The sequence below is a fragment of the Bradyrhizobium liaoningense genome, from assembly GCF_018130825.1.
GTDB classification, from domain to species: domain Bacteria; phylum Pseudomonadota; class Alphaproteobacteria; order Rhizobiales; family Xanthobacteraceae; genus Bradyrhizobium; species Bradyrhizobium liaoningense_B.
In genome coordinates this window covers 44,281-69,620 of record NZ_JAFCJS010000009.1, presented here as the reverse complement: position 1 = coordinate 69,620, position 25,340 = coordinate 44,281, and the positions used below count along the sequence as shown (strand labels likewise).

Below are 25,340 nucleotides of genomic sequence, written 5' to 3'. Positions count from 1 at the left end.
ACAGCTCTTGCGGGAAAATTGGCGGCACGGAGCGGATCGCCCGCGGGGGAACCCGCAGGGTCGTCCGCCCGTTAGCAACGAACACGGTCCGGCAAGGAGGCCTGCATGGCCAAGCGTGTCCTCGCGATCGGCATCGAACCCGGCGTTGCGGATTACAGCGCATTCCCGCAGCTCACGCCGGAGCTCGTGCGCGACTACATCGAGGCGCAGCTGTTGCGTCTGCGCGATCGCGGCTTCGAGGTCACGAGCTGCCTGATCGACCTCGACGCGGCCGCGGAAGCCGCCGTGACCGCCGCGCTGCGCGAGGAGCGTTTCGACTGCATCGTGATCGGCGCCGGTCTGCGCGAGCCGAAGGAGCGTCTGCTGCTGTTCGAGAAGGTGCTCAACCTCGTCCATCGCCTCGCGCCGGCGGCCGCGATCTGCTTTAACACCACGCCGGCCGACACCGCCGAAGCCGTGCAGCGCTGGATCGAACCGGGATGACCGGCTCGCGGCCGGTTCGAGCCGGCGAGCAACAATCCTTCAGCACAGCCATCCGTTGACGTCGGCAGCATTGTCGAACAATCATGTGCCTCGTCATCACCGGTGGGAATCTCATGTCCAGATTTGTGCTGCTGCTCGTCTGCGCAACGATCCTTGCAGGCTGCGATGCCGTCAGCACGGTGACGGAGGGCTTCAAGCAGTCGAAAGCCGTGGAGACCGACCTCGAGCAATCGACCGGCGTCAAGCCGGCGGTCGGCTTCAACTGGCACAATGGGAGGCTGGTGTCGGTGACGGTTCAATTCCCGCGCCTCTATGAAAACAAGCCGCTGAACGAGCTCGCAGGGCTCGTCCGCGACGCCGTCACCAAGGATTTCAAGCAGACACCCGAAAGGATCGTGCTGGCCTTCGCGGTCGACAAATGAGGCCGGCGCGACCGGCATCCCGCGGGGGGATGGGACCAGGGCGACATTCCTTCGCGCCTCGGGATGGACGGAAGGCGATTTGATCTGGCCCGAAGCCCCGCCGGGCGCTAAGACTCGGCTCACCACAGGGAGGGCAGCATGTTTCGAGGTCTTCGCATTGGAAGTTTCGGAATCGCGGCTTGTCTGACGGTCGCGATGGCGATGCCGGTGCATGAGGCGGCGGCCCAGGATGCCATCGGCGGCGCGATCATCGGCGGTGTCGGCGGAGCGATCCTCGGCGGCGCGCTCGGTGGAGGTCGCGGTGCGGCCATCGGCGCCGTCGTCGGTGCCGGCACGGGTGCCGCGATCGCCTCCGAGGGCGAGCGTCGCCGCTCCGGTTACTACGCCTATCAGCGCGGCTGCTACATGCAGCGGCCCGATGGCTACTACGTCCGGGTCGATTCCCGTTATTGCTACTGAATGGGTCTTGCCGCCGAAGACGACGCGAGCGGCCGGCCGGCCTGCCGCTTCAAGATTTTCCCGCCAACCGCCCGCTGCGCATCTCGGCTGCCGGATCGAGACAGGCGCGCGACATGCGCGCTGCGCGCGTTCGTCGCGATTTCCAATCTTTACGTGATGCATTTCTCATCATAAACTACAAGTAGTATATTGACCTGATTTTTTCCTCGAATGCGGCCCGACCTTTGTCGATGAGCCGGTTCGTCCTGATCCGCACTTCTCGAAAGGGCAGGCTCGCATGGCGCGCTCGGTGGTGCTGAACAATGCCGATGAATGGACCGTGGTTGCCGAAAGCGCGGGAGGCGGCCGCCGCTCGACGCGTCGCCGGGCAGCAGAGCCGTCACCGGTCATCCCGGACATGTTCATCGGGTCGCAGGTGCAGATCGATCGCACCATGGAGCTTGCGCCGAAGGCCGCGCGCCGGCGCGCCGGGGTGCCGTTGATCGATCTCTCCGTCGTCCCGGAGGCGGGCAGCACCTACGCGCTGGCGATCAGGCACGCCTCCGGCGCGCTCACCTTCCACGGGCCGGAGGTCGAGATGGACAGGCGCGGCCGGCGATCGGCGGCGCCGGTCAGCCTGCGCTTCCGCGTCCCCTTGCGAGGTGCCGCGATAGCGGGAGAACGGCGCGGTGCGGTGAGCTCGGCGATCAAGTTCGCCGTCCTGAAGGTGACCGGCAAGATCGCGGATGCGCTCCTGCCCAAGCTCGCCGCCAAGGTCGAGGCGGCACTGTGGAGGAGGGCGGGCCTCTCCGAAGGTTGGTTCAGGCTCGACGAGAATTCGCTGAGAACAGGCACGTTGCAGCCGGGCAAGCCCGCGGCAGGCGGTCCTGCCGGACGCGCGCTGCTGTTTCTTCACGGCACGTTCTCGCACACCACATCGTCCTTCAAGGAGCTCGCGAGCCCGCAATTGTTCGCGCGGCTGCAGGCGACGTATGGCGATCGCATCTATGCCTTCGATCATTTCACCGTCAGCAAGACGCCGGAGGACAATGCCAGGGAGCTGCTCGACGGGCTGCCCGACCGGGAGACCGAGTTCGACGTGATCACCTATTCGCGCGGCGGTCTCGTGCTGCGAAATCTGGTCGAGCGCAGAATCGCGTTCGGGAACGCCTCCAGCCGCTTCAAGCTGCGCCATGCCGTGCTGGTCGCCTCGCCGAATGACGGCACGCCGCTGGCGACGCCCGCCCGGTGGGAGGCCACCATCGGCTGGCTGGCCAATCTGCTCGAGCTCTTTCCCGACAATCCGTTCACCTTCGGTGCGGGGCTCGTCGCCGATGCGGTGGTGTGGATCGCGCAGCGTGCGGGCGGCGCCTTGCCCGGCATTGCGGCGATGGACACCGGCGGAGAGATGGTGGCCGACCTGCAAGAGCCGCCCCCGCCGCCGGCGTCGGCCTACTCCGCGCTGGTTTCGAACTTCACCCCGAGCGGCAATATCCTCGCGCGCATGGCCGATGTCGGCGTCGACGCCTTCTTCGGCGGCGCCAACGATCTTGTCGTGCCGAGCGCGGGCGGATGGCTCATCGATCGCGCCGACGGGCAGCCCTCGATCCCCGGCGAGCGGATCGGCTGCTTCGGTCCGGGCGGAAACTTTCCCGCCAATCTGCCGGCGGTGCATCACCTGAACTTCTTCGGCCGTTCCGAGACTGCGAGCTTCCTGACCGAGGCGCTCGCGGGAACGCCGCATGGATTGCCGCCGATCAATCCCGCGCTGATGCTTCCCGACAGCCGAGGCCGGCGGGGCATGGGTGAACGGCTGGCCGTTCCGCTGCCGGCGCCGCAGGCGACACCGGTGCCGCCGCCTCCGCCGCCGGCACCTGCCCAGGCCGCGGCTGCGCCGCCGCCGCTCTCCGCACCTTCCAAAGTCTCGGTGTTCAGCGACGCGCTGCAACTCACCTTGATAGCGCCGCGGCCGCTTGAGCAGAAAGACGACGCGGACGAGGCCGGCAACACCGAGCCAGCCAAGGCCAAGTCAAGCCGATCCAGGTCAAGTCGGGTCAAGTCGAGCCAGATCAAGTCAGGCAAGGTCAAATCGGGCAAGAGCGGAAAGGCTGGTGTCGTCACGCCGCAGCCGTATCAGTTGCTGGCGACCTATGGCGGTGCCCGCATCGTCGAGCCATTCACGGCCAGGGGCGGTGAAGCCGGGCAGCGCTGGCACGACATCATCGCCATGCACGAGCGGATGAAGAGCTATGTCGACGGCAAGCTCGGCTTCGATGCGCCGACCGATGAGGAGCTCGTCAAATACGGAACGCTGCTCTTCGACACGCTGTTTCCGCGGGAAGTGCGCCGGCTCTACGACGTCGCGCGCTCGCGCGAGGAGCGTAACGGACATCTCAACGTCATCTTCACCTCGATGATTCCGTGGATCGCCGACAAGCCCTGGGAGTTCGCCTTCGATCCGGACCGCAAGACATTCCTCGCCACCCAGGAGCTGCATTTCATCCGCAATGCGCTGACGGCGATGCCGGTCGAGGTCGCCAGGCCCAAGTCGGGCCCGCTGCGGATTCTCGTGGCGGTGGCCCAGCCGATCGGCACCGCGAAGCTCTCCTCGGAACAGGAGGAGGCCGTCATCAGGCGCAGCTTCCAGCCTCTGATCGATGCCAATCTGGTCGTGATCGACGTGTTGCGCGCGACGACGCCGACGCGGCTGCATCGATGGATCTCGGCGACGAGCTACGACGTCGTGCACTTCATCGGCCACGGCAGCTTCGACACCGAAACCGGGCAGGGCTTCCTGCTGTTCGAGGACGACAAGGGCGCCGTGCTCGAGGTCGGCGCGCGCAATGCCTGCGAAATCCTCTGCCAGCGCGGCATCCAGCTCGTGTTCCTCAACGCGTGCGAGACCGGGCGCGGCGAGGCGGTAGGCACGGCCAAGCGCAAGGCGGACTTCAACCGCGGTATCGCGCCGGCGCTGGTCGCGAACGGTGTTCCGGCCGTGGTGGCGAACCAGTTCAGTGTCCGCGACGACGCCGCGACCGAATTCTCGCAGCATTTCTACTGGTCGCTGGCGCAGGGAGCGACGTTCGGCAGCGCGGCCCGGGAAGCGCGGATCGCGGTCAATTACTCGACCAGTCACGACACGATCGACTGGGCCGTTCCGGTGGTCTATGCGCGGGATCCGGAGGGGCGGATTTGCGAGTTGCGCGAGCTGCCCAAGGACGTGCTGCTGACGCCGCTGGTTTCCTCCAGCGCCAGAAGCGCCACGATCCGGCACAAGTTCCGCGTGGCGGTGTGGGACGTCAACCACGTCTTCCCCGAGCTCGAGCACACCGTCCAGCGCCTGAACGGCGTCCAGGGCCGGTACGGCTTCGAGGTCGTCGACATTTCGGTCCCGCTCGGCGCCTGGCAGCGCCCGAAAGGGGACGGACTGCAACTGAATGCCGACATTGCCGCGCGCGGGCTGAACAACAAGCGCCAGGAGCTCGGCGTCGATTTCCTGTTCTGCATCGTCGACAAGCCGCTGATGTTCCAGCAGGACGGCAAGACGTACACCGATTACATCTGCTGGTGGCCCGACCAGGGAGGGGAAAACATCATCATCTTCGGGGCATTGTACGAGGACAAGCCGACCCATGGCCCCGGGGCAGACCACATGATCGCGAATGCGATCGTGCAGGGGCTGACCGGCATCCTGGCGGATCGCGGCACGCACAAGCGGAAGGCCGGAGGTGCCAAGCACTGTCCGCTCTATTTCAACGGCGAGCTCGACATGAGCCTCGATGTCGGATCGCAGCGCTTCGATTCCATCTGCGAACGCGAGCTGAAGAAAACCATTCCCGAGGACCTCACGGCGCTGAAATCGTTGCTCGCCGCGTTCGATTGACGCCGGGCATCGCCCGCCGCGCGTCACGACGCGGTCTAGTCGAGAAGCGGTGCACGGATGGGCGCGACCGCGGGCGGTCTACTTGCCGGCGTCCGTCGGCATGACTTGCAGCAGCGGATCCGGCTGGATCGAGATCTGTCCGGCGAACGGCCGGTCGTGCGCGGCGATGAGCAGGACCGAGGTCGCGACCCCGGTCGCGAACAGGCCCATCGCGACCGCCGATCCCAGGCGGTTGTCGCAATGGACGAGGCCGATCACCAGCAGCGCGCAGGCGGCCTGGAGATACAGGCTCCACCACTTGACAGGGTTCACCGCGGCGAGGCTGACGATGATCCGCTGCCGCCGCGCATCCAGCGCCTGCTCCAGCGCGGCGATCAGCTCGCGCTGCACATTGGCCTGACCGGTGCCTTGCGGCGTCATCGTGATGACGAGCTGCAGCGCATCGGCGAGCGCCGGCGGCGTCACCTTTAGCGAAGCCTTCTGATGCGCCATCATCGGCCATTCCACGGCGACGGCCTGCCCGACATAGTCGCGGACGAGGCCGCGCAGCTTCGCATCCTGCTCCGCCGGCAGGCCCGCGGCCAGCAGCACGGCGCTGCGCAATGCGCTGGCCTCGCGGCTCACCGCAGCGCTGCCGCGGTCGCTGTCGCCCCAGACCTGCGCCGCGATGAAGGCGACGAACAGGCCGAAGATGATGCCGAGCACCGGCAGCATGCCCGGCGAGATCGCCTTCAGCGATTTGGCACGCTCCTCCGTTGCGACCAGCGCGATGGAAACGAACACCACCGCTGCCAGCAGATAAGTGAAACCGAAGATCACCAGCGCCATCAAGGGCACCGGAAGATTGTGCAGCCAGTCGTTCATGCTGTCCTTGCTACTTGATTCGGGGGCCAAGATCAGCCGCATCCCGCGCAGGCTGGCGCGGCCGCTCCTGCCGACGATGATGTGATCGTGCACGGCAATCCCGAGCGGCTTGGCGATGTCGATGATCGCCTTCGTCATCTGGATGTCGGCCTGCGAGGGCGAGGGATCGCCGGAGGGGTGGTTGTGCACCAGACTAATATGCGGGTTATCGCGATGATCTGGTTTGCATTTTTAACTCGTCGCTCCAGGGAGGTGAAGATGCCGCAGCCTCGTTTTCCTTCCCGCGGCGAACCTGTTCTCCGTTTTGAGTACCAAGATATGATGGTTCAAAACTCAATCGGAATTGACATGAAGTTTGTGGCCCTGGCCCTTTCGTGCCTCTTGTTCTTCTCAATGCCCGCCAAGGCGAATGACGCGGACACCCTTAATGCGATGGTGGCGTTGGCCAATAAAGGAGATGCCGAGGCGCAATATCATGTCGGCATGATGTACAATAATGGCATTGGCACAGAACAGGATCGCAGGCAGGCATTCGAGTGGTTTCAAAAATCGGCTGCGTCCAACGATCCTCTGGGCGCCTATAAGCTTGGTTGTTATTATGACGGGCAAGGCGCGGGCATTGTCGCCTTCGACGCAGATCAGGCCTTGAAATACAAGCTTGTTTCCGCCGAAGCGGGTTATGCGCTTGCCCAAAACGATGTCGCCGTCCTCTATGACAAACGAGGAAATTCAGAAGAAGCGCTGAAATGGTGGAAGATGGCAGGCGATCAGGGATATCCCGGCGCCCTCTTCAGCCTGTCCCGCGTGTACTCGGCGGGAAAAGGCGTGCCGAGAGACGTCTCTCTATCGTTTGCGTATTTCAAACTCTCGAAAATCGCTCCCAAGAAAAACGTGGATGAGATGGCTTCAATGCTGTCCAAGCCGGAGCTTGCGACTGCAGAAAAACTGGTTTCCGAATGGAAGCCACAGCCAACTGCTTTGACGCTCAAGGCCAAGAGCGGCTTCAGAGCGGCGGAAGAACACCTGAAGACCAGCAAGAATTAAGTGCCTTGAATGCCTTAGATCAACCGCATCCCGCGCAGGCTGGCGTGGCCGCTCCTGCCGACGATGATGTGATCGTGCACGGCAATCCCGAGCGGCTTGGCGATGTCGATGATCGCTTTCGTCATCTGGATGTCGGCTTGCGAGGGCGAGGGATCGCCGGAGGGGTGGTTGTGCACCAGGATCAGCGCGGTCGCGGACAATTCCAGCGCGCGCTTGATCACCTCGCGCGGATAGACCGGGGTGTGGTCGACCGTGCCGGTCTGCTGCACCTCGTCGGCGATCAGCTGGTTGCGCTTGTCGAGGAAGAGCAGGCGAAATTGCTCCTTGTCTGAAAACGCCATGCTGGTGCGGCAATAGTCGATCACCTCATTCCAGGACGACAGCGCGTTGCGGCTGTTGACCTCGCCCTTGGCGACGCGGTGCGCGGCGGCGGCGATCAGCTTGAGCTGGTTGATTGCGGATTCGCCGACGCCGTCGATCTCCCGCAAACGCGCCACCGGGGCATGCACGACCTCGGCGAACGAGCCGAAGGTCTTGATCAGCATCTTCGCCAGCGGTTTTGTGTCGCGCCGCGGCAGCGCCGGAAACAGCGCCATCTCCAGCAGCTCGTAGTCGCTGAGCGCATCCGCGCCCGCGCTATAGAAGCGCTCGCGCAGCCGCTCGCGATGGCCGTGATAGTGCGGCGTGTCCTCCGACTTGCCGGGCGGATCGCTGGATTTGCTGCTGGTCCTGGCTGGCATCGCACGGCAGCATCGCCGCCGCGCAGCGCTTTTGCAACCGTCAATTGAGGCGGCGGGTCAGCGCGCCCGCTTCAGTCCCGGCACCAGCGCAGCCAATCGGTCCTTGATCGGGCGTCCGAACATCGCCCCGCCCGTGCCTGCGGGCGGCGGTCCCGGCGGCGGTCCGCCGCCCAGGCCCGGTGGCGGGCCGGCACGTCCGATCGTCGCCTCCGCGCGGCGATCGACGCCGAGCGTCAGGCTCGCCACATAGCGGTCGCGCTCCTCCTTCACCGCGCAGAAGGCACGATGCTGGGGATCGGAGCGTTCGATGACGTGGTCGTTGGCGTTGATCACCATGCGCTGTCGTGCGCGGCCGACATAGTCCGGCACGTTGGTGTAGATGAATTCGTTCAGCGCGTCGGGCAGGAAGGTCTGCCCGGTCAGCACGGTGCGGTCGTCGAGAAACACCTTGAAGTGGATGTGCGTGGTGCGGCCGTCATACCAGCCGGGATAGATGGTGTTGAAGCTGACCCAGCCGGCCTCGTCAGCGATTTGCGTGCCGCGCAAGAACGTCTTGCCGGTCGCATCGATGTTGTGCGCATCGCTCTGGCCGGGAAAGGCCGAATAGAGCCCCTTGGCGTCGCAATGCCAGATGTCGACCCGCGCGCCCCTGATCGCGGTGCAAGGACCCGCCTCGATCACGCGCAGCCGCAATGTCAGCGGCACACCGGGCTTGCCCTCGGCGATGTCGGATCGAACGAGCTTGGGATCGGAATAGAACGGCCCTTCCTCCGCCTGCGGCGTCAGGATGCAGGCGGGCTCACTGTCGGTCGCAGCAGGCGCAGCCTCTGCCCGGCCCGGCAGCAGACCCGCGGCGCTGGCCGACACAAATCCGAGAAAGCTGCGGCGCGTCGACGTGCTCACTCGATACTCCTGTCCACCTCTGACGAGAGAACGTCATCGGCCGGGAGGACGGCAAGATCGCGCTGCGATGATGGCGGCAATCAGCCGATCTGTTTCTCGCCGTGTCTTTCCGACAGCGTGAAAATCTCCACACCCGTGGCCGTCACACCGACGGAGTGCTCGAACTGCGCCGACAGCGAGCGGTCGCGGGTCACTGCGGTCCAGCCGTCGGAGAGGATTTTGACATGCGGCTTGCCGAGATTGATCATCGGCTCGATGGTGAAGAACATGCCGGGCTTGAGCTGCACGCCTTCGCCGGGCCGGCCGATATGGATGATGTTCGGCTCGTCGTGGAACATGCGTCCCAGGCCATGGCCGCAGAAATCGCGCACCACGCTCATGCCCTGCGGCTCAACGAAGCTCTGGATGGCGTGGCCTATGTCGCCGGTGGTGGCCCCGGGCTTCACCGCGGCGATGCCGCGCATCATCGCTTCGTAGGTGACTTCGATCAGCCGCTCGGCCTTGCGCGCGATCGGGCCGACCGCATACATCCGGCTGGAATCGCCATACCAGCCGTCGACGATGAAGGTGACGTCGATGTTGACGATGTCGCCTTCCTTCAGCGGACGGTCGCCGGGCATGCCGTGGCAGACCACGTGGTTGAGCGAGGTGCAGGTCGAGTAGCGATAGCCGCGATACATCAGCGTCGCCGGATAGGCGCCGTGGCTGAAGGCGAAGTCGCGGACGAATTCGTCGATCTTCGAGGTCGGCACGCCGGGCCCGACGATGTCGGTGAGCGCGTCGAGGCACTTGGCCACCAGCGCACCCGCCTTGCGCATGCCGGCAAAGGCGGCGGGTCCATGCAGCTTGATCTGTCCGGTCTTGCGCAGGGAGGTATCGGTGGCTTCGACGTAGCTCATGCGGGCGCGATCTTCTGGAATGGGGTCGATATCTGCGGAAAGGCTTGATTTCAGGCCCTAATCTAATGATCGCGGGCCTTCATGCAAGCTGAGCCTGCCTCCCTGCGCCCAAAACCGGGCCTAATTCGGGACTTCTACGGTGGTTTCCACCGGCAGGGCGCCGCCGCGGACGCGGATTTCGCGGACGGGGTAGGGAACCCGGATGCCCTCCCGCTTGAAGGCGTCCCACAGCGCCAGCATCACGTCGCTCTTGACGTTGTCCATGCCGTCGGGGTCCGCGATCCAGAAGGTCAGCGAGAACTTCATGCCGGCTTCCGCGAACTCGGTCAAAATGCTGTTCGGCGCCTTGCCCTTGGTGGCGCGCGGATGGGCGGCGGCGGTCTCGGCGGCGAGCTTGGTGACCAGGCGCGGGTCGGCGTCGTAATTGGTGCCGAAGGCGATCTTCACCAGCGTGTTCTTGTCGGTATAGGTCCAGTTGACGACCTTCTGCGTCACCAGGTCCTCGTTCGGCACCAGGAATTCGCGGCCGTCGCCGGCGGCGACGGAAATATAGCGCGTCTTCATCGCGCTGATCCGCCCGGTGTTGTCGCCGATGGTGACGAGGTCGCCGGGCTTCACCGATTTGTCGGCGAGCAGGATGATCCCCGAGATGAAATTGGCCACGATCTTCTGCAGGCCGATACCGATGCCGACGCCGACCGCGCCGGAGAACACCGCGAGCGCGGAGAGGTCGATGCCGACCGCGCCGAGCGCAATGACGATTGCGACGGCAAGCAGTCCGATGCGGATGATCTTGACCAGCAGCACCTGCACCGACGGCGTCAGGTCGGTGGTCGAGTTGATCCGGCTCTCGGCGAAATTGCTCGCGATGTTGGTGGCCCATAGCGCGATCAGCAGCAGCGCGCCGGCCTTGATCACCAGCAGCGGCGTCAGCCTGAGGCCGCCGAGCACGATCGCGAAGGAGTCGAGCAGATCGACGGTCGTGTCGAGCTGGCCGATGATGGACAGAGCCGCGACGAACCAGGCCGTGATCGACACCAGCTTGACGATGAAGGCGTTGCGCAGCACCGAGGTCACCAGCCGGATCACCAGCCAGGCCAGCCCCATCTTGGCGGCGACCATCAGGAGATAGGAGCGGCTCGGCCAGGTCGCGTGGTACATCACGACGCGCGAGATGATCACGAGCAGGGTGAACACCGCCGTCGAGGCGCTCGACATCATCACCCGCGAGAAGTGCCGGAGCGGCAGCGGCCAGCCCATGGCCAGCGATGTCATGTCGACGCGATTGCGGATGCCGGCCTCCGCGGCATAGGCGATGCCGGCTGCCGCGAGAATCAGGCCAAATTGCAGGTAGAACCAGGGTGAGGAGATCTCCGCCCCGACGCTGCGTGCGGTCGTCTGCACGAACTCCATGAAGTCTTTGAGGTCCATGTCCATCGGTCTCGTCGGGAAGCGGGGGAAGATTGATTCGAGGGCGCCGCAGAATCCCACAGAGGGTGCTGCCCGGACATCGATACACCGCGAAGTGAAGCGCGTTAAGGCCGCAAAATACGGGCAGATTGCCGCGAGCGGAAGAAAATGGGTTGGCGCGCGAGTCTGCCGACGATAAGGATGCAAATCCAGCGATTTTTACCCGGAAGGTGGATGGCCTCCCTCGACTCCTTCAGCCTCACCATATTGCTCGGCGCCGTCCTCGTCATGGCCGGTATCCTGTCGAGCCTGCTTGCGCTGCGCTTCGGCGCGCCCTTGCTGCTCGTGTTCTTGGCCATCGGCATGCTCGCGGGAGATTCCGGTCCCGGGCAGATCCAGTTCAACGACGTCGGCACGACCTATCTGGTCGGCTCGGTGGCGCTGGCCCTGATCCTGTTCGACGGCGGCCTGAAGACGCGCTTTGCCAGCATCCGCACCGTGCTCGCCCCGTCCCTCGTGCTCGCCACCGTCGGTGTGCTTCTGACCGCGCTGGTCACGGCGCCGTTCGCCAAATACGCGCTCGATCTCAACTGGACGGAAGCGCTGCTGGTCGGCGCCGTCGTGGCCTCGACCGACGCCGCCGCGGTGTTCCTGCTGGTCCACACCCAGGGCCTGCGCCTGCGTCCGCGCGTCGGCGCGACGCTGGAGGCGGAGTCCGGCACCAACGATCCCTTCGCGATCTTCCTCACCTTGATGCTGGTCGAGTACATCTCGCTGGGAACGGGCACGGCGGGTCACGTGCTGATGGAGTTCTTGCAGGAGGCGGTGCTGGGCGCCGTCGTCGGCTTCTTCGGCGGGCGCCTCGTCGTCATCGCGCTCAACAAGGTCGCGTTGCCGCAGGGCCTGCACGCGCCGTTCGTCACGACCGCAGCGCTGGTGATCTTCGGCGGTTCGCAGATCATGCACGCCTCGGGCTTCCTCGCGGTTTATCTCGCCGGCATCATCATCGGCAACCGGCCGACGCGTGCGCATAATTCGGTGGTGACCTTCCTGGATGCGGCGACCTGGCTGGCGCAGATCGTGATGTTCGTGCTGCTCGGCCTTTTGGTCTCGCCGAGCCGGTTAGGGGCCAGCGTGCTGCCGGCGGTCGCCGTCGCGCTCGTCCTGATGCTGGTCGCGCGGCCGCTCGCGGTGTTCGTGTGCCTGGCGCCGTTCCGCTTCAACTGGCGCGAAAAGATCTTCATCGCCTGGACCGGCCTGCGCGGCGCGGTCGCGATCTTCCTGGCCTCGATCCCGATGCTGGTCGGCCTGTCCAAGGCCTATCTCTATTTCGACGTCGCCTTCGTCGTCGTCATCATCTCGCTGTTGCTGCAAGGCTGGACGCTGGCGCCCGCCGCGCGCAAGCTGCACGTCGCGCTGCCGCGCGCCGAGCGCGGTCCGCGCCGCGTCGAGCTCGATCTGCCCGGCCAGCTCGAGCAGCAGCTGGTCGGCTATCCCGTGCGCCCCAAGAGCCTGTATTTCCGCCGCGGCTTGATCCCGTCCTGGTCCAAGCCGACGCTGGTGATCCGCAACCAGAACATCCTGACGCCCACGGAAGCCGATCCGATCGCGCCCGGCGACTACATCTATCTGCTGGCGCCGCCGGAGAAGGCCGAGTCGCTCGACCGCTTCTTCGTCGACATGCAGCCGAGCTCGGCGCCGGACCCGCATCTGCTCGGCGACTTCATGGTCTCCGGCGAGCACACGCTGGCGGAGCTGGCCGAGATCTACGGCGTCAAGGTCAGCGAGGACGAGGGCAAGCTCACGCTCGCCGACTATTTCGACGTCCATCTCGACCGCGCGCCGAAGGAGGGCGCCGAGCTCGCGCTGGACGAGATCGTCCTGGTCGCACGCAGCATCTCCGGCGGCCGCGTCAACGTCGTCGGCCTGCGCCTGCCGGAAGAGGACGAGACACCGCCGCCGCTGACGCGCAGGCAGGCGCTGCGGAAGAAGCTTGCGGATTTGTGGACGTCGGTGGCGGGGGTCTGACGCTGCCGTAGGGTGGGCAAAGGCGCCCTTGCGCCGTGCCCACCAGCAGAAAGACGCGGGCACGGCGCGCGAAGAGCGCGCCTTTGCCCACCCTACGAAGGACGTCGCGGGGATACAATGTCGCCCTCGCCACGATGACATTGCCAGACAACCGCCACTAAATCGCCGCAACCGCCGAAGATTTGCGCGGCTTCGTGCCCGCCGCATCCGGAACGCTCCGCGCCGCCGCTCGTTCTTCGCGTGACGGTCAACGTCTTTGACAGGAGCAGTTCCATGCGAAGTTTCATCCTACCTGCCATCGTCGCGATCGGTCTCGGATCGGCTGCGCCGGCGATGGCCTATGACACCGGCGACCAGGTCTCGATGCAGGTCGCGCTCGATGTCGCGGCCGACCTCGGCGTCATGACGGTCTCTCACACCCAGTTCCTCGGCGATGAATGGCAGATCGAAGGCCGCGATCGCGCCGGGCGCTGGATGGAAGTTGATGTCGATGCCCGCACCGGCGAGGTCCGCAACGTCGACCGCGGCTGGTAGCCATCCGCGGCGACGGCTCTACGTCAGCACCTTGACCCCGCCGAACGACGTCACGCGGCCCTGTTTCAGCATCACGATCTGGGTCGCGAGCTGGCGCAGCTCGGCGGCGTCGTGGCTGACATAGACCATGGGGACATTGGCCTCGTCGCGCAGCCGCACGAGGTACGGCAAAATCTCGAGCTTGCGGCCCTCGTCGAGCGCACCGAGCGGCTCGTCGAGCAGCAACAGGCGCGGCTTCGACAGCAGCGCGCGGCCGAGCGCGACGCGCTGGCGCTCGCCGCCGGACAGCTTTCCGGGGCGGCGATCGAGCAGCGTGCCGATGTCGAGCAGGTCGATGATGCGCTTGTGTTGCGCAGGATCGGGCGCAAGTCCGTTCATCCGCCGTCCGTAGTCGAGGTTCTGCGCAACGCTCAGATGCGGAAACAGCCGCGCATCCTGGAACACATAGCCGATGCGGCGGCGATAAGTGGGCACGTGAATGCCGGCCGCGGTGTCGTCGACGGTCTCGCCGTCGATCACGATGGTGCCGCGATCGGGCCGCAACAGCCCGGCGATCATGTTGACCAGCGAACTCTTGCCGGCGCCCGAGGCGCCGAACAGGCCGATGACGCGGCCTTCGCCGGTGAAGGATGCGTGAAGCGAGAACTCGCCGAGCTGTTTTTCGATGTCGACCCGCAGCATGGTCAATTCCCGTGCAGGCGCTGCGTGGCGCGGCGGGCGAACCATTCGGCCGCGATCAGCGCGCCGATCGCGAGCACGATCGAGACGATCACGAGCCGGCCCGCCGCGGCATCGCCGTCCGGCGTCTGGATCAGCGAATAGATCGCGGATGAAATCGTCTGGGTCTCGCCGGGAATGTTGGAGACGAAGGTGATGGTGGCGCCGAACTCGCCGATCGCCTTGGCAAAGCCCAGCACCATGCCGGCAAGCACGCCGGGCAGCGCCAGCGGCAGCGTCACCGTGAAGAACACTTTCCATGGCGCAGCGCCAAGCGTCTCCGCGGCCTGCTCGAGCCGGCGGTCAATCGCCTCGATCGACAGTCGCATCGGCCGCACCAGCAGCGGAAACGCCATCACGCCGCAGGCGAGCGCCGCACCGGTCCAGCGGAACGCGAAGACGATGCCGAGATAGTCCGCCAGGAATCCGCCGACGAGGCCGCGGCGGCCGAAGGTGAGCAGCAGCAGATAGCCGGTGACGACAGGCGGCAGCACCAACGGCAGGTGCACGACGGCGTCGAGCACCGACTTGCCCCAGAACTCACGTCGCGCGAGCAGCCATGCCAGCGCGATGCCGAACGGCGTTGCGACCAGCGTAGCGACGACGGCGACCCTGAGCGAGAGCAGGATCGCCGTCCATTCGGCGGGAGAGATCTCGAACATCAAGTCGTAATATCAGGTCGCAAAAACCAAGTCGCAAAAATCAGGTTGTCGGGCTGATCAGGAATTTGAAGCCGTATTTTTCTAGGAGGATGGTCTTGGCCGCGGTTGAGCGCAGGAAGGCGAGGTAGTCGTTCGTCTCAGGCTTGGCAGTCGTGGTGGCCGCGACCGGATAGATGATCGCGGGGTGCGAATCCGCCGGGAAGGTGCCGACAATCTTCACGCCTGGCTCGACCTTGGCGTCGGTGGAATAGACGATGCCGAGCGCGGCTTCGCCGCGGGCGACCAGCGTCAGCGCGGCGCGCACGCTCTCGGCCATCGCGAATTTCGGCTCGGCGGCCTGCCAGGCCCCGAGCTTCTCCAGCGCCGCCTTGGCGTATTTGCCGACCGGCACCGACTTGACGTCGCCGGTCGCGATCTTGCCGTCGCCGGCGAGTTTTGCGAGGTCAAAACCCTGGGCGATCGCGACGTTGTCGATCTTGGAATCCTTCGGGGCGATCAGCACGATGCTGTTGCCGAGCAAGTTGACTCTGGAAGGCTCGTTGATGGTCTTCTTGCTAGTAGCGTAATCCATCCAGTCGGTGTCGGCGGAAACGAACACGTCGGCGGGGGCGCCCTGCTCGATCTGCTTGGCCAGCACCGAGCTCGCGGCATAGCTGACGCTGAACTTGACGCCGGTCTTGGCGGTGTAGGCGGCGTCGATCTCGTCCAGCGCGTTCTTCATCGAGGCGGCGGCGAACACGGTGATGGTCTTGTCCTCGGCGGCGGCTGGCGAGAAGGTGGCGCCTGCAAGGATGACAAAGGCGGTGAAAAGTCCGGCAATACGAATCATGGGGTGCGCTCCGTGCGAGCCCGCATGCGCAATTGCGCACGCAAATCTGGCGTTGGGTTAAGTCGGGTCGCGACGGGCGGACGCGCTGTTCCACGGGTCCTTGCGACGGCTTACGGCCGGCAGGGATATCGCGGTGCAAACATAGCAGGCCGGCGCCTCAGGTCAAAGGCGACCGTTTGACCAACCAAGGGGGCTATTGCGCCGGCAGGATCGCGATCGACAGCGAATTGTCCCTGGCGCCGCTCACCTGGAGCACGAAGGGCTGCGCCGACAGCTCGTATTTCATGGTCTTGCGGATGCCGTCGCAATCGGTCGCGCCGCTGAAGGCGACGGGCTTGAGGAAATGGCCGTCCTGGACCACGTCGACCCAGGCGCCTGAGGACAAGCTGATCGTGTACAGGCCGGCCTTCGGCGCCTTGATGCTGGTGAAGCCGGCAAAGGTGCCGGCCTTCGGCACCCGCTCCGGCGGCGAGGGCAGTTTCGCTTCGCTCGGGGCGACCAGCCCGAGCGTGATGGCTGATGCGGGCAGGGCCGCCTGCTCACTCCCCGAAGCGAGTTTTGCACGATCCGGCGCGGTCAGCGCGGCGCGCTCGCGCTCGATCGGCCATTTGAACTTGTCGCAGCCGCTCGGCTCATCGGCAGCGAAAGCAGAGGTCGCGCCGAGCAGGAGCGCAGCGAGGAAGGAGAGGACGCGCATGTGAAATCCCATCGTTGGCCACGCAAACGGCGCGAGGCGTGCGGTCAGGCTTGTTGAAAGACGGGATGCGCATCCCGGGATGCCGCGGGCTTACGGCACGGCGGCGGGGCAGATGTTAGCGCAATGTCGCGGTGCAAACCACCCACCGTCGTCCTGGACAAGCGAGCAGGCACCGTCTCTCCACGCGTCGTCCCGGCCTAGCGCGCAATTGCGCGCGGGGGCCGGGACCCATAACCACAGGGAGAAGTTTGGCGAAGACCCGGAGTTACCGCTTTGCTCGATAACTTCCGCTTCGGCGTATGGGTCCCGGCCCCCGTGCGCAATTGCGCACTAGGCCGGGACGACGGCTGAATCTGTAGCGTCAGCGCGCACACACGCGAGCTACGCCCTACGGCTTCGCATCGCCCGCATGCAGCACCGCCTTGCAGGCCGCCGGCATCTGCGCCAGCGTCATCGGCGGCTTTGGCTTCGGCGGCTCCGGCGGGGGCTTGGGATGCAGCACCGCGTCCGAGAACCAGTAGCCGAGATCGGCGTCCTTGCAGCCTTCGTCCTCGGACTGCGACGGCTGGCCCTCGCAGTCGCCGGCGCCCGCGGGGCAGCGCATGCGGATGTGGAAGTGATAGTCGTGACCCCACCACGGCCTGATCTTCGACAGCCAGGAGCGGTCGCCTTTGGCCTCGCGGCACAGCGCCTTCTTGATCGCGGCATTGACGAAGATGCGTTGCACCGCCGGCTCTTGCGCGGCATCGCGCAGCACCAGCACATGGCCAGGGGTGAACACCTTCGGATCGATGTCGAGCCGGTCCTGGCGCACCATCATCACCGCCGACATCTCCTCGCGCTCCTCGCGCGAGAGGCGGCGATCCGGCATCGGCGTCAGCCAGATGTCGGCGTCGAGACCGATCTGGTGGCTGGCATGGCCCGACAGCGCCGGCCCGCCGCGCGGCTGGGCGATGTCGCCGACCAGGATGCCCGGCCAGCCCGCATCCTTGTGCGCCCTGGCCGCAAGCCGCTTGATCAGCGCGATCATGTCGGGATGGCCGAAATTGCGGTTACGCGACAGCCGCATCACCTGCCAATTGTCGCCGTTGAGCGGCATCTGCGCGGCGCCGCCGATGCAGCCCTTGGTGTAGGAGCCGATGACAAGCGCCGGGCCTTTCGACGGCAGCAGCTTTCGCGCGAACAGTTCCTTGGCGCCGAGATGCGGATCGTTGGGATTGGCGAGCGGCGGCAGCGGCTTCGGGTTGACGCTGCCCTTGTCCTGGGCCAGCGCGCCGCCGGCGGCCAGGAGCGTCATGACAAGCAGGAGAGGGGCGATGCGGCGGGGACTCATGCCCGGTCGTTATAACCCAACGCCGCGTCAGGGTTAAGAATTAGGCTTGTCGCGAGGGCGCGATCTCACGGCGTCTTTACAGCCGCTGGCTCCCGGCAACATCATGCCCTTGAGGCAAAGGGCTTTTTATTATGACTTTTGTTGTGGTGCGGCTCGCGGGGCGGGCCGTTATGGCCGCTTTTGTAGCGGCCCCGCTCATCGCGACCCCGGCGCAGGCCGATCTCAGGGTCGACATCGACAAATCGTCCCAGCGCATGTCGGTGCGTGTCGACGGCGCACCGCGCTACGCATGGCCGGTCTCGACGGGACGCAGGGGCTACGGCACGCCGAGCGGCACCTTCCGTCCGCAGGTGATGATGCGGCGCTATTTCTCGCGCAAATATTACAATTCGCCGATGCCGCACGCGATCTTCTTCCACCATGGCTTCGCCATCCACGGCACCACCGACATCTCGCGCCTCGGCGGACCGGCCTCGCATGGCTGCATCAGGCTGCATCCCGCGCATGCGGCAACCCTGTTCGCGCTGGTGCAGCGCGAGGGCGCGCGCAACACGACGATCCGTATTTCCAACTAGGGTCATTCGAAAGTCGCAGTTTCTTTCGTCGGCCGGCCGCATTTTTAACGGCGCGATAACCGTATCCTGCATTGACCAAAATTCGTGCGCGGAGTGAGGGAACGCCGCGGTCCGCATGCAATCGCGTGCCAATTCGGAAATGATTCAAGCGCGCGCGTAATTTTGCGCCAGCGCATGTTTCCGATTGCGACGGCGGATTGGGTTTGACGCGTCGGCCGGCGCATTTTGCGCCTCGCAAACAGGCAGACATTCCGGTGAAGGGTACGCGGTGCCGCGGCCAGCCCGGCCAAGATTACTTTCTTTTCAGACACTTGCCCCACAACTTGCGGCCACAGGGCGCGACTGGGACATGTGACGTTGAGTTTGGGGTCTCGAAAACAAAAAAGGCGAAAGCGCAACGAGCTCGGTACGGCCGGCAACCGGCCGCGCAAGCCGCGATTCGCGCGCGCCCCGCATCCGCCCGTTGCACAGGACGAACTCGTGCAGAGCCGCGCGGAAGCGGATGCCGCGATCGCGGAGGCGCGCAAGGCCCATGAGCGGCTGCGCCAGGCCATCGACATCCTGCCGCAGGGCATCGTGTTCCTCGATGCCGAGGGCCGTTACGTCCTCTGGAACAAGAAATACGCCGAGATCTACAGCAAGACCGCCGACCTCTTCGCCGAAGGCGCGCGCCTCGAAGACACGCTGCGTGTCGGCGTCGCGCGCGGCGACTATCCCGAGGCCGAAGGCCATGAGGACGAGTGGATCGCCGAGCGGCTGCAAAGGCTCTATCAGCCCGGCGAACGCCACGAGCAGAAGCTGGCGGACGGCCGCGTCATCCTGATCGACGAGCGGCTGACCGACGACGGCGGCGTCGTCGGCCTGCGCGTCGACATCACCGAGCTGAAGCAGCGCGAGGCCTCGTTCCGCCTGCTGTTCGACGGCAATCCCGTTCCCATGATCATCTGCGCGCTGGACGACGAGCGCATCCTCGGCGTCAACGACGCCGCGATCGCCCATTATGGCCATAGCCGCGGCGAATTCGAGAAGCTGACGATCCGCTCCCTGCAGGCGTTCGACAGCGAGCCGCCCTGGACCATTGATGTGACCGGCGAGGAACAGGCCGGCCGCACCTGGAAGCACGTCAAGGCGGACGGCGCGCTGATCGATCTTGCGATCTATTCCCGCGAATTGACCTATGCCGAGCGGCCGGCGGTGCTGCTCGCGCTGATGGACATCACCGAGCGCAAGCGCGCCGAGGCGCGGCTTGCCTTCATGGCCCAGCATGACGGGCTCACCGGGCTGCCGAACCGCAACCTGCTGCGCCAGCAGGTCGACGAGATGTTGCTGCATACGCGTCGCAGCGCCGAGAAGGTCGCGGTGCTGATGCTCGGGCTGGACAATTTCAAGGCGGTCAACGACACCTTGGGACACGCCGTCGGCGACAAGCTGCTGCGCGGCGTCGCCAAGCGCCTGCGCTCCACCTTGCGCGAGGAGGACGCGCTGGCGCGCCTCAACTCCGACGAATTCGCCATCGTTCAGAGCGGGCTGGCCCGGCCGGAAGATGCGGTGGGGCTCGCAAAACGCCTGCTCGAAGCCATCTCCGATCCCTATCTGCTCGACGGCCATTCCGTGGTGATCGGTGCCTCCATCGGCATCGCGATGGCGCCGGGCGACGGAGATGATTCCGAAAAGCTGCTCAAGAGCGCCGACATGGCGCTGTCGCGCGCCAAGCTGGATGCGCGCGGCACCTTCGCCTTCTTCGAGGCCGCGCTCGACGCGAAAGCGCAGAGCCGCCGCAAGATCGAGGTCGAGCTGCGCGATGCGATCCAGAACGACGTGCTGCGCCCCTACTATCAGCCGCTGGTCGACCTCCAGAGCGGCCGCATCACCGGCTTCGAGGCGCTGGTGCGCTGGCCCCATGCCGAGCGCGGCATGGTCTCGCCCGCCGAGTTCATTCCGGTCGCGGAGGACACCGGCCTGATCAATCCGCTCGGCGGCCTGATGCTGCGCCGGGCATGCCTGGATGCCGCGACCTGGCCCGACGATGTCCGCGTCGCGGTCAATCTGTCGCCACTGCAGTTCCGCAGCGGCAACCTGCTCTCGATGGTGACGGACGCGCTGAAATATTCCGGCCTGCCGCCGCGGCGGCTCGAGCTCGAGATCACCGAGACGCTGCTGCTGGAGAAGAGCGCGCAGGTGCTGGCGACGCTGCATGCGCTGCGCGCGCTCGGCGTGCGCATCTCGATGGACGATTTCGGCACCGGCTATTCCAGCCTCAGCTACTTACGCAGCTTCCCGTTCGACAAGATCAAGATCGACCAGTCTTTCGTGCGCGATCTCGGGGCCAACCGCGAGGCGCAGGCGATCATCCGCTCCATCGTCAGCCTCGGCAAAGGCCTTGGCGTCACCATCACCGCCGAAGGCGTCGAGACCGAGGCCGAGCTGAGCTGCCTCCGCGCCGAAGGCTGCGACGAGGGCCAGGGCTTTCTGTTCAGCAAGGCCCGTCCCAATCTTGAGATCATCAGCCTGCTGCAGGCACAACGCGGCATCGACGCCGCAGACGAAGACGCTGCGCTGGTGGCGTGAGCTGCCGCCGTGCAGTCGAACCTCACGCGCGCTGCCGGCGTCTCATGATGAGATCCAATGAACGGATGCGGCTCCCCCATGACCTCTGATGCGCCTCCGCTGCCGCTGCCTGGACCGCGCTATGCCCGCTTCTCGCGGCGGTTCAAGGCCGTTCTGCTCGACTGGATGCTGGCGATGGCCCTGCTGTTCGGTGCCCTCGCGGTCGCGAGCAATGTCGCGAGCGACGGACTAAGCCGGATCCTCGGGGTCGCCGTCGTCGCCATCCTGCTGCTCTACGAGCCCGTGATGGTCTGGCGCGCGGGCGGCACGCTCGGACATATCTGGACGAACTTGCGCGTTGTCGACGATCGCGGCGGAAATTTGAGCTTCACCAGGGCGCTCGCACGCATTGCCGTCAAGAGCGTCCTCGGCTGGTATTCGTTTGTGGTCATGGCTGCCACGCGCCGCAACCAGGCGGTTCACGATCTGCTCACGCATTCGACCGTCCAGATCCGCGATCCCGCCAAGGCAAAGCCCGGCCAGTACATCACGGAGCGGCGCGAGGATGATCCAACGATGCCCTCGCGGCTGCGGCGCGCGCTGGTGACGCTGGTCTATCTTGGGCTCAGCGTGTTCCTGTATTTCGGCGTGCTTGCAGTCCTGGTCCGGAGCGGGGTCCTGTCCCGCGCGTGCCTCAACCAGGACATATGCTCCGGAAGCGACCGCATCATCGATTTCGTCGCCGCTGCGGCCTTCCTTCTGATGATTGCCATGGTCATCGGCATGGGCTGGCGAGGTCGGCTGCTCGGCGCGCGCAAGGCGTAGGCGAATTCAGCACCTGGTATCGACGCCGGCCGACAGGATCGCCTTGCCCACATCCTCGTAATGCGTGTCCCGCGCCTGGATCTGCTGCGCGATCGCATGCATGTCGCGGAAGCGCCGCTCGAACGGCTGGCTGCGGAACACCGCGGTCGCGCCGGCCATGTGATAGGCGGTGTCGACCACCTTTGCCGATTGATGGATGGTCCAGGTCGCCGCCAGCCGGACCGCGTTGCGATGCGCCGCGCTGAACTCGCCGGTCGCACTGAGCTCGCGCCACATCGCATTCGCGGTCGCATAGAGGTAGGCGCGCGCGGCGCGCAAATCGCCCTCGGTGCGGCCGATCAATCCCTGGACCGCCCCGTTGTCGCGCATGGCGCTGGCCGCCAGCGACTGATGTTTTGCGCGCGCGAGCGCAATGGCGGCGTCCAGCGTGGCGCGCGCGACGCCGAGCGAGACCGCGGCAAAGCCGAGACTGAAGGTCGAGCCGGTGCCGATCCTGTAGAGCGGCCCGCTCTCGCGCAGCGCCGACGACACGTCGCGGAATGCGGTGAAGCGCTCGGGGATGAAGAGGTCGGTCACTTCGTAGGAGTCCGTGCCGGTCCCGGCGAGCCCGATCGCCTGCCACACGTCGTGCAGTGTTGCGTGCGCGACCGGAAACAGGATGGTGCGCACCTCCGGCGAGCCGTCGGCATTTTTGCGCGGCGAACCGTCACCATCGACGATGCGGACATGCGCCCCCAGCCAGCTCGCCTGCCGCGAGCCCGAGGCAAAATCCCAGCGCGCCGTGACGCGATAGCCGCCCTCGACCGCGCGCGCCTCATGCGCGATCGCGCCCCAGGCGAGAATGCCGGGCGCGGCGTTGAAGATCTCATGCGCGGTGTCGTGATCGAGCCAGGCCGCGATCATCGCGCAGACGCTGCATTGGCCGAGGCACCAGGCGGTGGACGCGTCCGCCTTCGCAATCTCCTCCAGCATCTGCATGAAGGCTTCCGGCGCAGCCTCGCTGCCACCAAGGCTTTGCGGCAACAGCGCGCGATAAAACCCATTCTCGATGAGGGCGGAGACCACGGCCGGCGTCAGCCGCCGCGTCCGCTCGATCTCGTCGGCTTCGCCAGCAATCAGCGGCGCGAGCGCGCGGGCACGTTCGACCAGGCCAAATCCGGTAGCTGCATTCATTGCTGCGTTTCCTCGCCCATTCTTGTTGTGAGCGGCTTAGGGACGCGATGGTGGTCTATTTGGCGGGGAGGATCAAGATCAGCCTCGGCTCGGCCTCCATCCGGGCCACGGGTTATTCGGTGGAGTCGAGCAATCGCTCCATGATAATCGTGCGTTCGTCGCCATGATAGCTGTCGCGCAGGGCATTGAACCCGAGCCGCGCATAGAAGCCCTCGGCGGTGACCGATGAAGGGACCGTCAGCGAGGGAATATTTCGCTCGCGTGCGGTGCGATCGATCTCGGCCATCAGCAGCTTGCCGATACCGCGGGCCTGTACGTCGGGAGCCACGAAGACGGTGCGGACGACGCATCCGTCGAGGCTTGCCGTTGCAACGACGCGGCTGCCGATGGTGGCGACGAAAACGGTGCGTTTCGCGATGAGCTGCCTGACGGCGTCCGGACTGAAGCCAAGCTTGATCCTTTCGATGATCTCGGCCGTATAGTCCTTCGCATTGGTTTCGCGCAGCGCGCGCAGGATGACCGCGCTGATGGCGTCGGCGTCATCGTCGATCGCGGGCCGGATCGTGCAGTCCATGAATTACTCCACCGAAGGCTTCGCGAAGGACTGGATGGCGCGCCACCGCCGCGGCAAGCGGCTTGTCGCGCGGCCAGGCGTTCTGCTACCATAAGTAGCATATACGGGGGCAGCCAAGAAGCACAGCATGAAGAAGCCAGCCCGCCGCAACGCGAGCCTCGCTGTGGCCGGGGCGCAGGTCGAGCCGCAGCTCGAGGACGCGCCCATGAGCGACATCATTGATGCCTTGGCGGCCGGGCGGGTCACCGCGACCGCCCTGACCAAAGCCTGTCTCGCGCGCATCGAGGCCTTTGACCGCAATGGGCCCATGCTCAACGCCGTCCGCGCGCTCAATCCCGACGCGCTAGCGATCGCAGGCAAGCTCGACGGCACGAGGCCGTCGGCCAAGCGGCCGCTGGCCGGCGTGCCGATTTTGCTGAAGGACAACATCGCGACCGGCGACAGGCAGCCGACCACGGCGGGCTCGCTGGCATTGGAGAGTGCGCGCGCCAGGGGCGATGCCACACTCGTCAAGCTGTTGCGGAAGGCCGGCGCCGTGATCCTCGGCAAGGCGAACCTGACGGAGTTTGCAAACATCCTCGCGACCGACATGCCCTCGGGCTATTCGTCGCTGGGTGGTCAGGTGAAGAATCCCTACGTGCCGACGCTGCTGGACGATCGGGGCATTCCGGTCGTAGACCCCGGTGGCTCGAGCTCGGGTTCGGCGGTCGCTGTGGCCGCAGGTCTGTGCACGGCCTCCATCGGCACCGAGACCTCCGGCTCGCTGTTGCACCCGGCCAGCCGGAATGGCATCGTCACCGTGAAGCCGACCGTCGGTTTGATCAGCCGTGCCGGCATCGTGCCGATCGCGCACAGCCGGGACACCGCGGGCCCGATGACGCGCACCGTGCGCGATGCGGCGATACTGCTGAATGTGCTGGCCGCCGAGGACCCGCTCGATCCCGTGACGGAGCGGCAGCGGAGGCCGGCCGATTACGCGGCCGACCTCGCACGCGATGCGATGAAGGGCGCGCGGATCGGCGTGCCGAGCGATTCCGCCGATCCGCTGAACAATCCCTATTACGGCAAGTTGCCGCCCGACGGGGCCAGGCTGATGGCCGAAGTCATCAAGGTGCTGGAGGATCTCGGCGCGGTCATCGTGCGCGCGGCCATGCCGACCGCCGGCTGGATCGGCGGTCCGGGCACGACCATGCCGGTGCTCAACCGCAATCCGCTGAGCCGCAACAAGGGCAATCTGGCGACGCCGCCGATCGTCTTCCTCTACGAGCTGAAGCACGATCTCAATCTCTACCTGAGGGATTGGGCGACCAATACCGACATCAAGACCATCGCCGACATCGTGGCCTTCAACGAGGCTCATGCCGAGAAAGCGCTGCGCTTCGGCCAGGACCTGTTCCTCGCCGCCAACAACACCAGGGGCGATTTGAGCGAGCGCGAATACAGATCGGCCCGGGCCATGGACCTGCTCTCCGCCAGGACGCGCGGCATGGACGCCTACATGAACCAGCACAGGCTCGACGCCGTGTTGTTCCCCGGCGCCACCGGCGCCGTGATCGCTGCCAAGGCCGGCTATCCCAGCGTCATGGTGCCCGGCGGCTTCGTTTCGGGCGCCGACGGCAAGGACACGCCCGACTATCCGCTCGGCGTCGCCTTCGCAGGGAGAGCCTGGAGCGAGCACAAGCTGCTGCGTCTCGCCTACGCCTATGAGCAGGCATCGAACATGCGCAAAGCTCCGCCGGGCCTGCGGGCGCCTTGACCCG

At 65.8% G+C, this 25,340-nt stretch carries 22 protein-coding genes and 1 pseudogene; 11 read left to right on the top strand and 12 right to left on the bottom strand.

What is annotated here, in order from left to right; all coding sequences use genetic code 11:
* The first annotated feature begins 105 nt into the window (after positions 1 to 105).
* From JQ603_RS31335 to JQ603_RS31320, 4 genes are all read left to right on the top strand, one after another.
* Positions 106 to 483 (top strand): hypothetical protein, encoded by a 378-nt coding sequence (locus JQ603_RS31335; protein WP_212345597.1) that lies wholly within the window; start codon positions 106 to 108, stop codon positions 481 to 483.
* A 113-nt stretch (positions 484 to 596) separates the two neighbouring features.
* Positions 597 to 905, top strand: a complete 309-nt coding sequence (locus JQ603_RS31330) for a hypothetical protein (protein ID WP_212345595.1) — start codon at positions 597 to 599, stop codon at positions 903 to 905.
* Positions 906 to 1,043: 138 nt separating this feature from the next.
* Positions 1,044 to 1,364: a hypothetical protein gene (locus tag JQ603_RS31325; RefSeq protein ID WP_212345593.1), complete on the top strand. Its 321-nt coding sequence runs from the start codon at positions 1,044 to 1,046 to the stop codon at positions 1,362 to 1,364.
* 277 nt (positions 1,365 to 1,641) lie between these two features.
* On the top strand, positions 1,642 to 5,226 hold the full coding sequence (locus JQ603_RS31320; RefSeq protein WP_212345591.1) for a CHAT domain-containing protein: 3,585 nt from the start codon (positions 1,642 to 1,644) through the stop codon (positions 5,224 to 5,226).
* 894 nt (positions 5,227 to 6,120) lie between these two features.
* Here the strand turns inward: JQ603_RS31320 and JQ603_RS31310 are convergent.
* A pseudogene (locus tag JQ603_RS31310) lies at positions 6,121 to 6,282 on the bottom strand (JAB domain-containing protein); the annotation flags it as partial.
* A gap of 21 nt (positions 6,283 to 6,303) precedes the next feature.
* On the opposite strand from JQ603_RS31310, the gene JQ603_RS31305 reads away from it, so the two are divergent.
* Positions 6,304 to 7,134, top strand: coding sequence for a tetratricopeptide repeat protein (locus tag JQ603_RS31305; RefSeq protein WP_212345589.1), 831 nt, complete (start codon positions 6,304 to 6,306; stop codon positions 7,132 to 7,134).
* A 14-nt stretch (positions 7,135 to 7,148) separates the two neighbouring features.
* On the opposite strand, the gene radC is transcribed toward JQ603_RS31305, so the two are convergent.
* From radC to JQ603_RS31285, 4 genes are all read right to left on the bottom strand, one after another.
* Entirely contained in the window at positions 7,149 to 7,874 is a 726-nt protein-coding gene (gene radC / locus JQ603_RS31300; protein ID WP_212345587.1) for a RadC family protein, read from the bottom strand.
* A gap of 57 nt (positions 7,875 to 7,931) precedes the next feature.
* Positions 7,932 to 8,777, bottom strand: coding sequence for an intradiol ring-cleavage dioxygenase (locus JQ603_RS31295; protein ID WP_212345585.1), 846 nt, complete (start codon positions 8,775 to 8,777; stop codon positions 7,932 to 7,934).
* Positions 8,778 to 8,857: 80 nt separating this feature from the next.
* The gene (gene map / locus JQ603_RS31290) at positions 8,858 to 9,676 is read right to left on the bottom strand and encodes a type I methionyl aminopeptidase (RefSeq protein WP_211404281.1); all 819 of its coding nucleotides are present in this window, start codon (positions 9,674 to 9,676) and stop codon (positions 8,858 to 8,860) included.
* Positions 9,677 to 9,796: 120 nt separating this feature from the next.
* Positions 9,797 to 11,113, bottom strand: coding sequence for a mechanosensitive ion channel family protein (locus JQ603_RS31285; protein WP_212345582.1), 1,317 nt, complete (start codon positions 11,111 to 11,113; stop codon positions 9,797 to 9,799).
* Between the two features lie 207 nt (positions 11,114 to 11,320).
* Here JQ603_RS31285 and JQ603_RS31280 point away from each other — a divergent pair, with 207 nt between their 5' ends.
* Positions 11,321 to 13,114 carry a potassium/proton antiporter gene (locus JQ603_RS31280; protein ID WP_212345578.1) on the top strand — a complete coding sequence of 598 codons (1,794 nt, stop codon included), beginning with the start codon at positions 11,321 to 11,323 and terminating at the stop codon, positions 13,112 to 13,114.
* 273 nt (positions 13,115 to 13,387) lie between these two features.
* Complete coding sequence (locus JQ603_RS31275; protein WP_212345575.1) at positions 13,388 to 13,648, top strand: PepSY domain-containing protein; 261 nt, start codon at positions 13,388 to 13,390, stop codon at positions 13,646 to 13,648.
* Positions 13,649 to 13,666: 18 nt separating this feature from the next.
* Here the strand turns inward: JQ603_RS31275 and modC are convergent, their stop codons facing one another.
* The 5 genes from modC to mepA all read right to left on the bottom strand — a co-directional run bounded on the left by modC (position 13,667) and on the right by mepA (position 17,886).
* Positions 13,667 to 14,329, bottom strand: a complete 663-nt coding sequence (gene modC / locus JQ603_RS31270; RefSeq protein WP_212345572.1) for a molybdenum ABC transporter ATP-binding protein — start codon at positions 14,327 to 14,329, stop codon at positions 13,667 to 13,669.
* 2 nt (positions 14,330 to 14,331) lie between these two features.
* Positions 14,332 to 15,027, bottom strand: a complete 696-nt coding sequence (gene modB, locus JQ603_RS31265; protein WP_212345570.1) for a molybdate ABC transporter permease subunit — start codon at positions 15,025 to 15,027, stop codon at positions 14,332 to 14,334.
* A 40-nt stretch (positions 15,028 to 15,067) separates the two neighbouring features.
* On the bottom strand, positions 15,068 to 15,856 hold the full coding sequence (gene modA, locus JQ603_RS31260) for a molybdate ABC transporter substrate-binding protein (protein WP_212345568.1): 789 nt from the start codon (positions 15,854 to 15,856) through the stop codon (positions 15,068 to 15,070).
* Between the two features lie 193 nt (positions 15,857 to 16,049).
* Positions 16,050 to 16,553, bottom strand: coding sequence for a hypothetical protein (locus tag JQ603_RS31255; protein ID WP_212345566.1), 504 nt, complete (start codon positions 16,551 to 16,553; stop codon positions 16,050 to 16,052).
* 388 nt (positions 16,554 to 16,941) lie between these two features.
* Complete coding sequence (gene mepA, locus JQ603_RS31250; protein ID WP_212345564.1) at positions 16,942 to 17,886, bottom strand: penicillin-insensitive murein endopeptidase; 945 nt, start codon at positions 17,884 to 17,886, stop codon at positions 16,942 to 16,944.
* 170 nt (positions 17,887 to 18,056) lie between these two features.
* Between mepA and JQ603_RS31245 the strand changes: the two genes are divergently transcribed.
* From JQ603_RS31245 to JQ603_RS31235, 3 genes are all read left to right on the top strand, one after another.
* Complete coding sequence (locus JQ603_RS31245) at positions 18,057 to 18,461, top strand: L,D-transpeptidase (RefSeq protein ID WP_212345562.1); 405 nt, start codon at positions 18,057 to 18,059, stop codon at positions 18,459 to 18,461.
* Between the two features lie 363 nt (positions 18,462 to 18,824).
* Positions 18,825 to 21,029: an EAL domain-containing protein gene (locus JQ603_RS31240; RefSeq protein ID WP_212346053.1), complete on the top strand. Its 2,205-nt coding sequence runs from the start codon at positions 18,825 to 18,827 to the stop codon at positions 21,027 to 21,029.
* 78 nt (positions 21,030 to 21,107) lie between these two features.
* The gene (locus tag JQ603_RS31235) at positions 21,108 to 21,833 is read left to right on the top strand and encodes an RDD family protein (protein WP_212345559.1); all 726 of its coding nucleotides are present in this window, start codon (positions 21,108 to 21,110) and stop codon (positions 21,831 to 21,833) included.
* Positions 21,834 to 21,839: 6 nt separating this feature from the next.
* Here the strand turns inward: JQ603_RS31235 and JQ603_RS31230 are convergent, their stop codons facing one another.
* Positions 21,840 to 23,006 carry an acyl-CoA dehydrogenase family protein gene (locus tag JQ603_RS31230; protein ID WP_212345556.1) on the bottom strand — a complete coding sequence of 389 codons (1,167 nt, stop codon included), beginning with the start codon at positions 23,004 to 23,006 and terminating at the stop codon, positions 21,840 to 21,842.
* Positions 23,007 to 23,118: 112 nt separating this feature from the next.
* Positions 23,119 to 23,580: a GNAT family N-acetyltransferase gene (locus JQ603_RS31225; protein ID WP_212345553.1), complete on the bottom strand. Its 462-nt coding sequence runs from the start codon at positions 23,578 to 23,580 to the stop codon at positions 23,119 to 23,121.
* A 127-nt stretch (positions 23,581 to 23,707) separates the two neighbouring features.
* Between JQ603_RS31225 and JQ603_RS31220 the strand changes: the two genes are divergently transcribed.
* Complete coding sequence (locus JQ603_RS31220; protein WP_212345550.1) at positions 23,708 to 25,336, top strand: amidase family protein; 1,629 nt, start codon at positions 23,708 to 23,710, stop codon at positions 25,334 to 25,336.
* Positions 25,337 to 25,340 lie beyond the last annotated feature (4 nt).

What these genes read in the sequence shown, in the direction of transcription:
- JQ603_RS31305 (WP_212345589.1), top strand. Translation starts at nt 6,304, where the DNA reads ATGATCTGGTTTGCATTTTTAACTCGTCGCTCCAGGGAGGTGAAGATG.
- JQ603_RS31245 (WP_212345562.1), top strand. Translation starts at nt 18,057, where the DNA reads ATGGCCGCTTTTGTAGCGGCCCCGCTCATCGCGACCCCGGCGCAGGCC.
- modC (WP_212345572.1), bottom strand. Translation starts at nt 14,329, where the DNA reads ATGCTGCGGGTCGACATCGAAAAACAGCTCGGCGAGTTCTCGCTTCAC.
- radC (WP_212345587.1), bottom strand. Translation starts at nt 7,874, where the DNA reads ATGCCAGCCAGGACCAGCAGCAAATCCAGCGATCCGCCCGGCAAGTCG.
- JQ603_RS31225 (WP_212345553.1), bottom strand. Translation starts at nt 23,580, where the DNA reads ATGGACTGCACGATCCGGCCCGCGATCGACGATGACGCCGACGCCATC.
- JQ603_RS31325 (WP_212345593.1), top strand. Translation starts at nt 1,044, where the DNA reads ATGTTTCGAGGTCTTCGCATTGGAAGTTTCGGAATCGCGGCTTGTCTG.
- JQ603_RS31220 (WP_212345550.1), top strand. Translation starts at nt 23,708, where the DNA reads ATGAAGAAGCCAGCCCGCCGCAACGCGAGCCTCGCTGTGGCCGGGGCG.
- JQ603_RS31255 (WP_212345566.1), bottom strand. Translation starts at nt 16,553, where the DNA reads ATGCGCGTCCTCTCCTTCCTCGCTGCGCTCCTGCTCGGCGCGACCTCT.
- map (WP_211404281.1), bottom strand. Translation starts at nt 9,676, where the DNA reads ATGAGCTACGTCGAAGCCACCGATACCTCCCTGCGCAAGACCGGACAG.
- JQ603_RS31230 (WP_212345556.1), bottom strand. Translation starts at nt 23,006, where the DNA reads ATGAATGCAGCTACCGGATTTGGCCTGGTCGAACGTGCCCGCGCGCTC.
- JQ603_RS31335 (WP_212345597.1), top strand. Translation starts at nt 106, where the DNA reads ATGGCCAAGCGTGTCCTCGCGATCGGCATCGAACCCGGCGTTGCGGAT.
- modA (WP_212345568.1), bottom strand. Translation starts at nt 15,856, where the DNA reads ATGATTCGTATTGCCGGACTTTTCACCGCCTTTGTCATCCTTGCAGGC.
- JQ603_RS31330 (WP_212345595.1), top strand. Translation starts at nt 597, where the DNA reads ATGTCCAGATTTGTGCTGCTGCTCGTCTGCGCAACGATCCTTGCAGGC.
- mepA (WP_212345564.1), bottom strand. Translation starts at nt 17,886, where the DNA reads ATGAGTCCCCGCCGCATCGCCCCTCTCCTGCTTGTCATGACGCTCCTG.
- JQ603_RS31285 (WP_212345582.1), bottom strand. Translation starts at nt 11,113, where the DNA reads ATGGACATGGACCTCAAAGACTTCATGGAGTTCGTGCAGACGACCGCA.
- JQ603_RS31280 (WP_212345578.1), top strand. Translation starts at nt 11,321, where the DNA reads ATGGCCTCCCTCGACTCCTTCAGCCTCACCATATTGCTCGGCGCCGTC.
- modB (WP_212345570.1), bottom strand. Translation starts at nt 15,027, where the DNA reads ATGTTCGAGATCTCTCCCGCCGAATGGACGGCGATCCTGCTCTCGCTC.
- JQ603_RS31275 (WP_212345575.1), top strand. Translation starts at nt 13,388, where the DNA reads ATGCGAAGTTTCATCCTACCTGCCATCGTCGCGATCGGTCTCGGATCG.
- JQ603_RS31235 (WP_212345559.1), top strand. Translation starts at nt 21,108, where the DNA reads ATGACCTCTGATGCGCCTCCGCTGCCGCTGCCTGGACCGCGCTATGCC.
- JQ603_RS31320 (WP_212345591.1), top strand. Translation starts at nt 1,642, where the DNA reads ATGGCGCGCTCGGTGGTGCTGAACAATGCCGATGAATGGACCGTGGTT.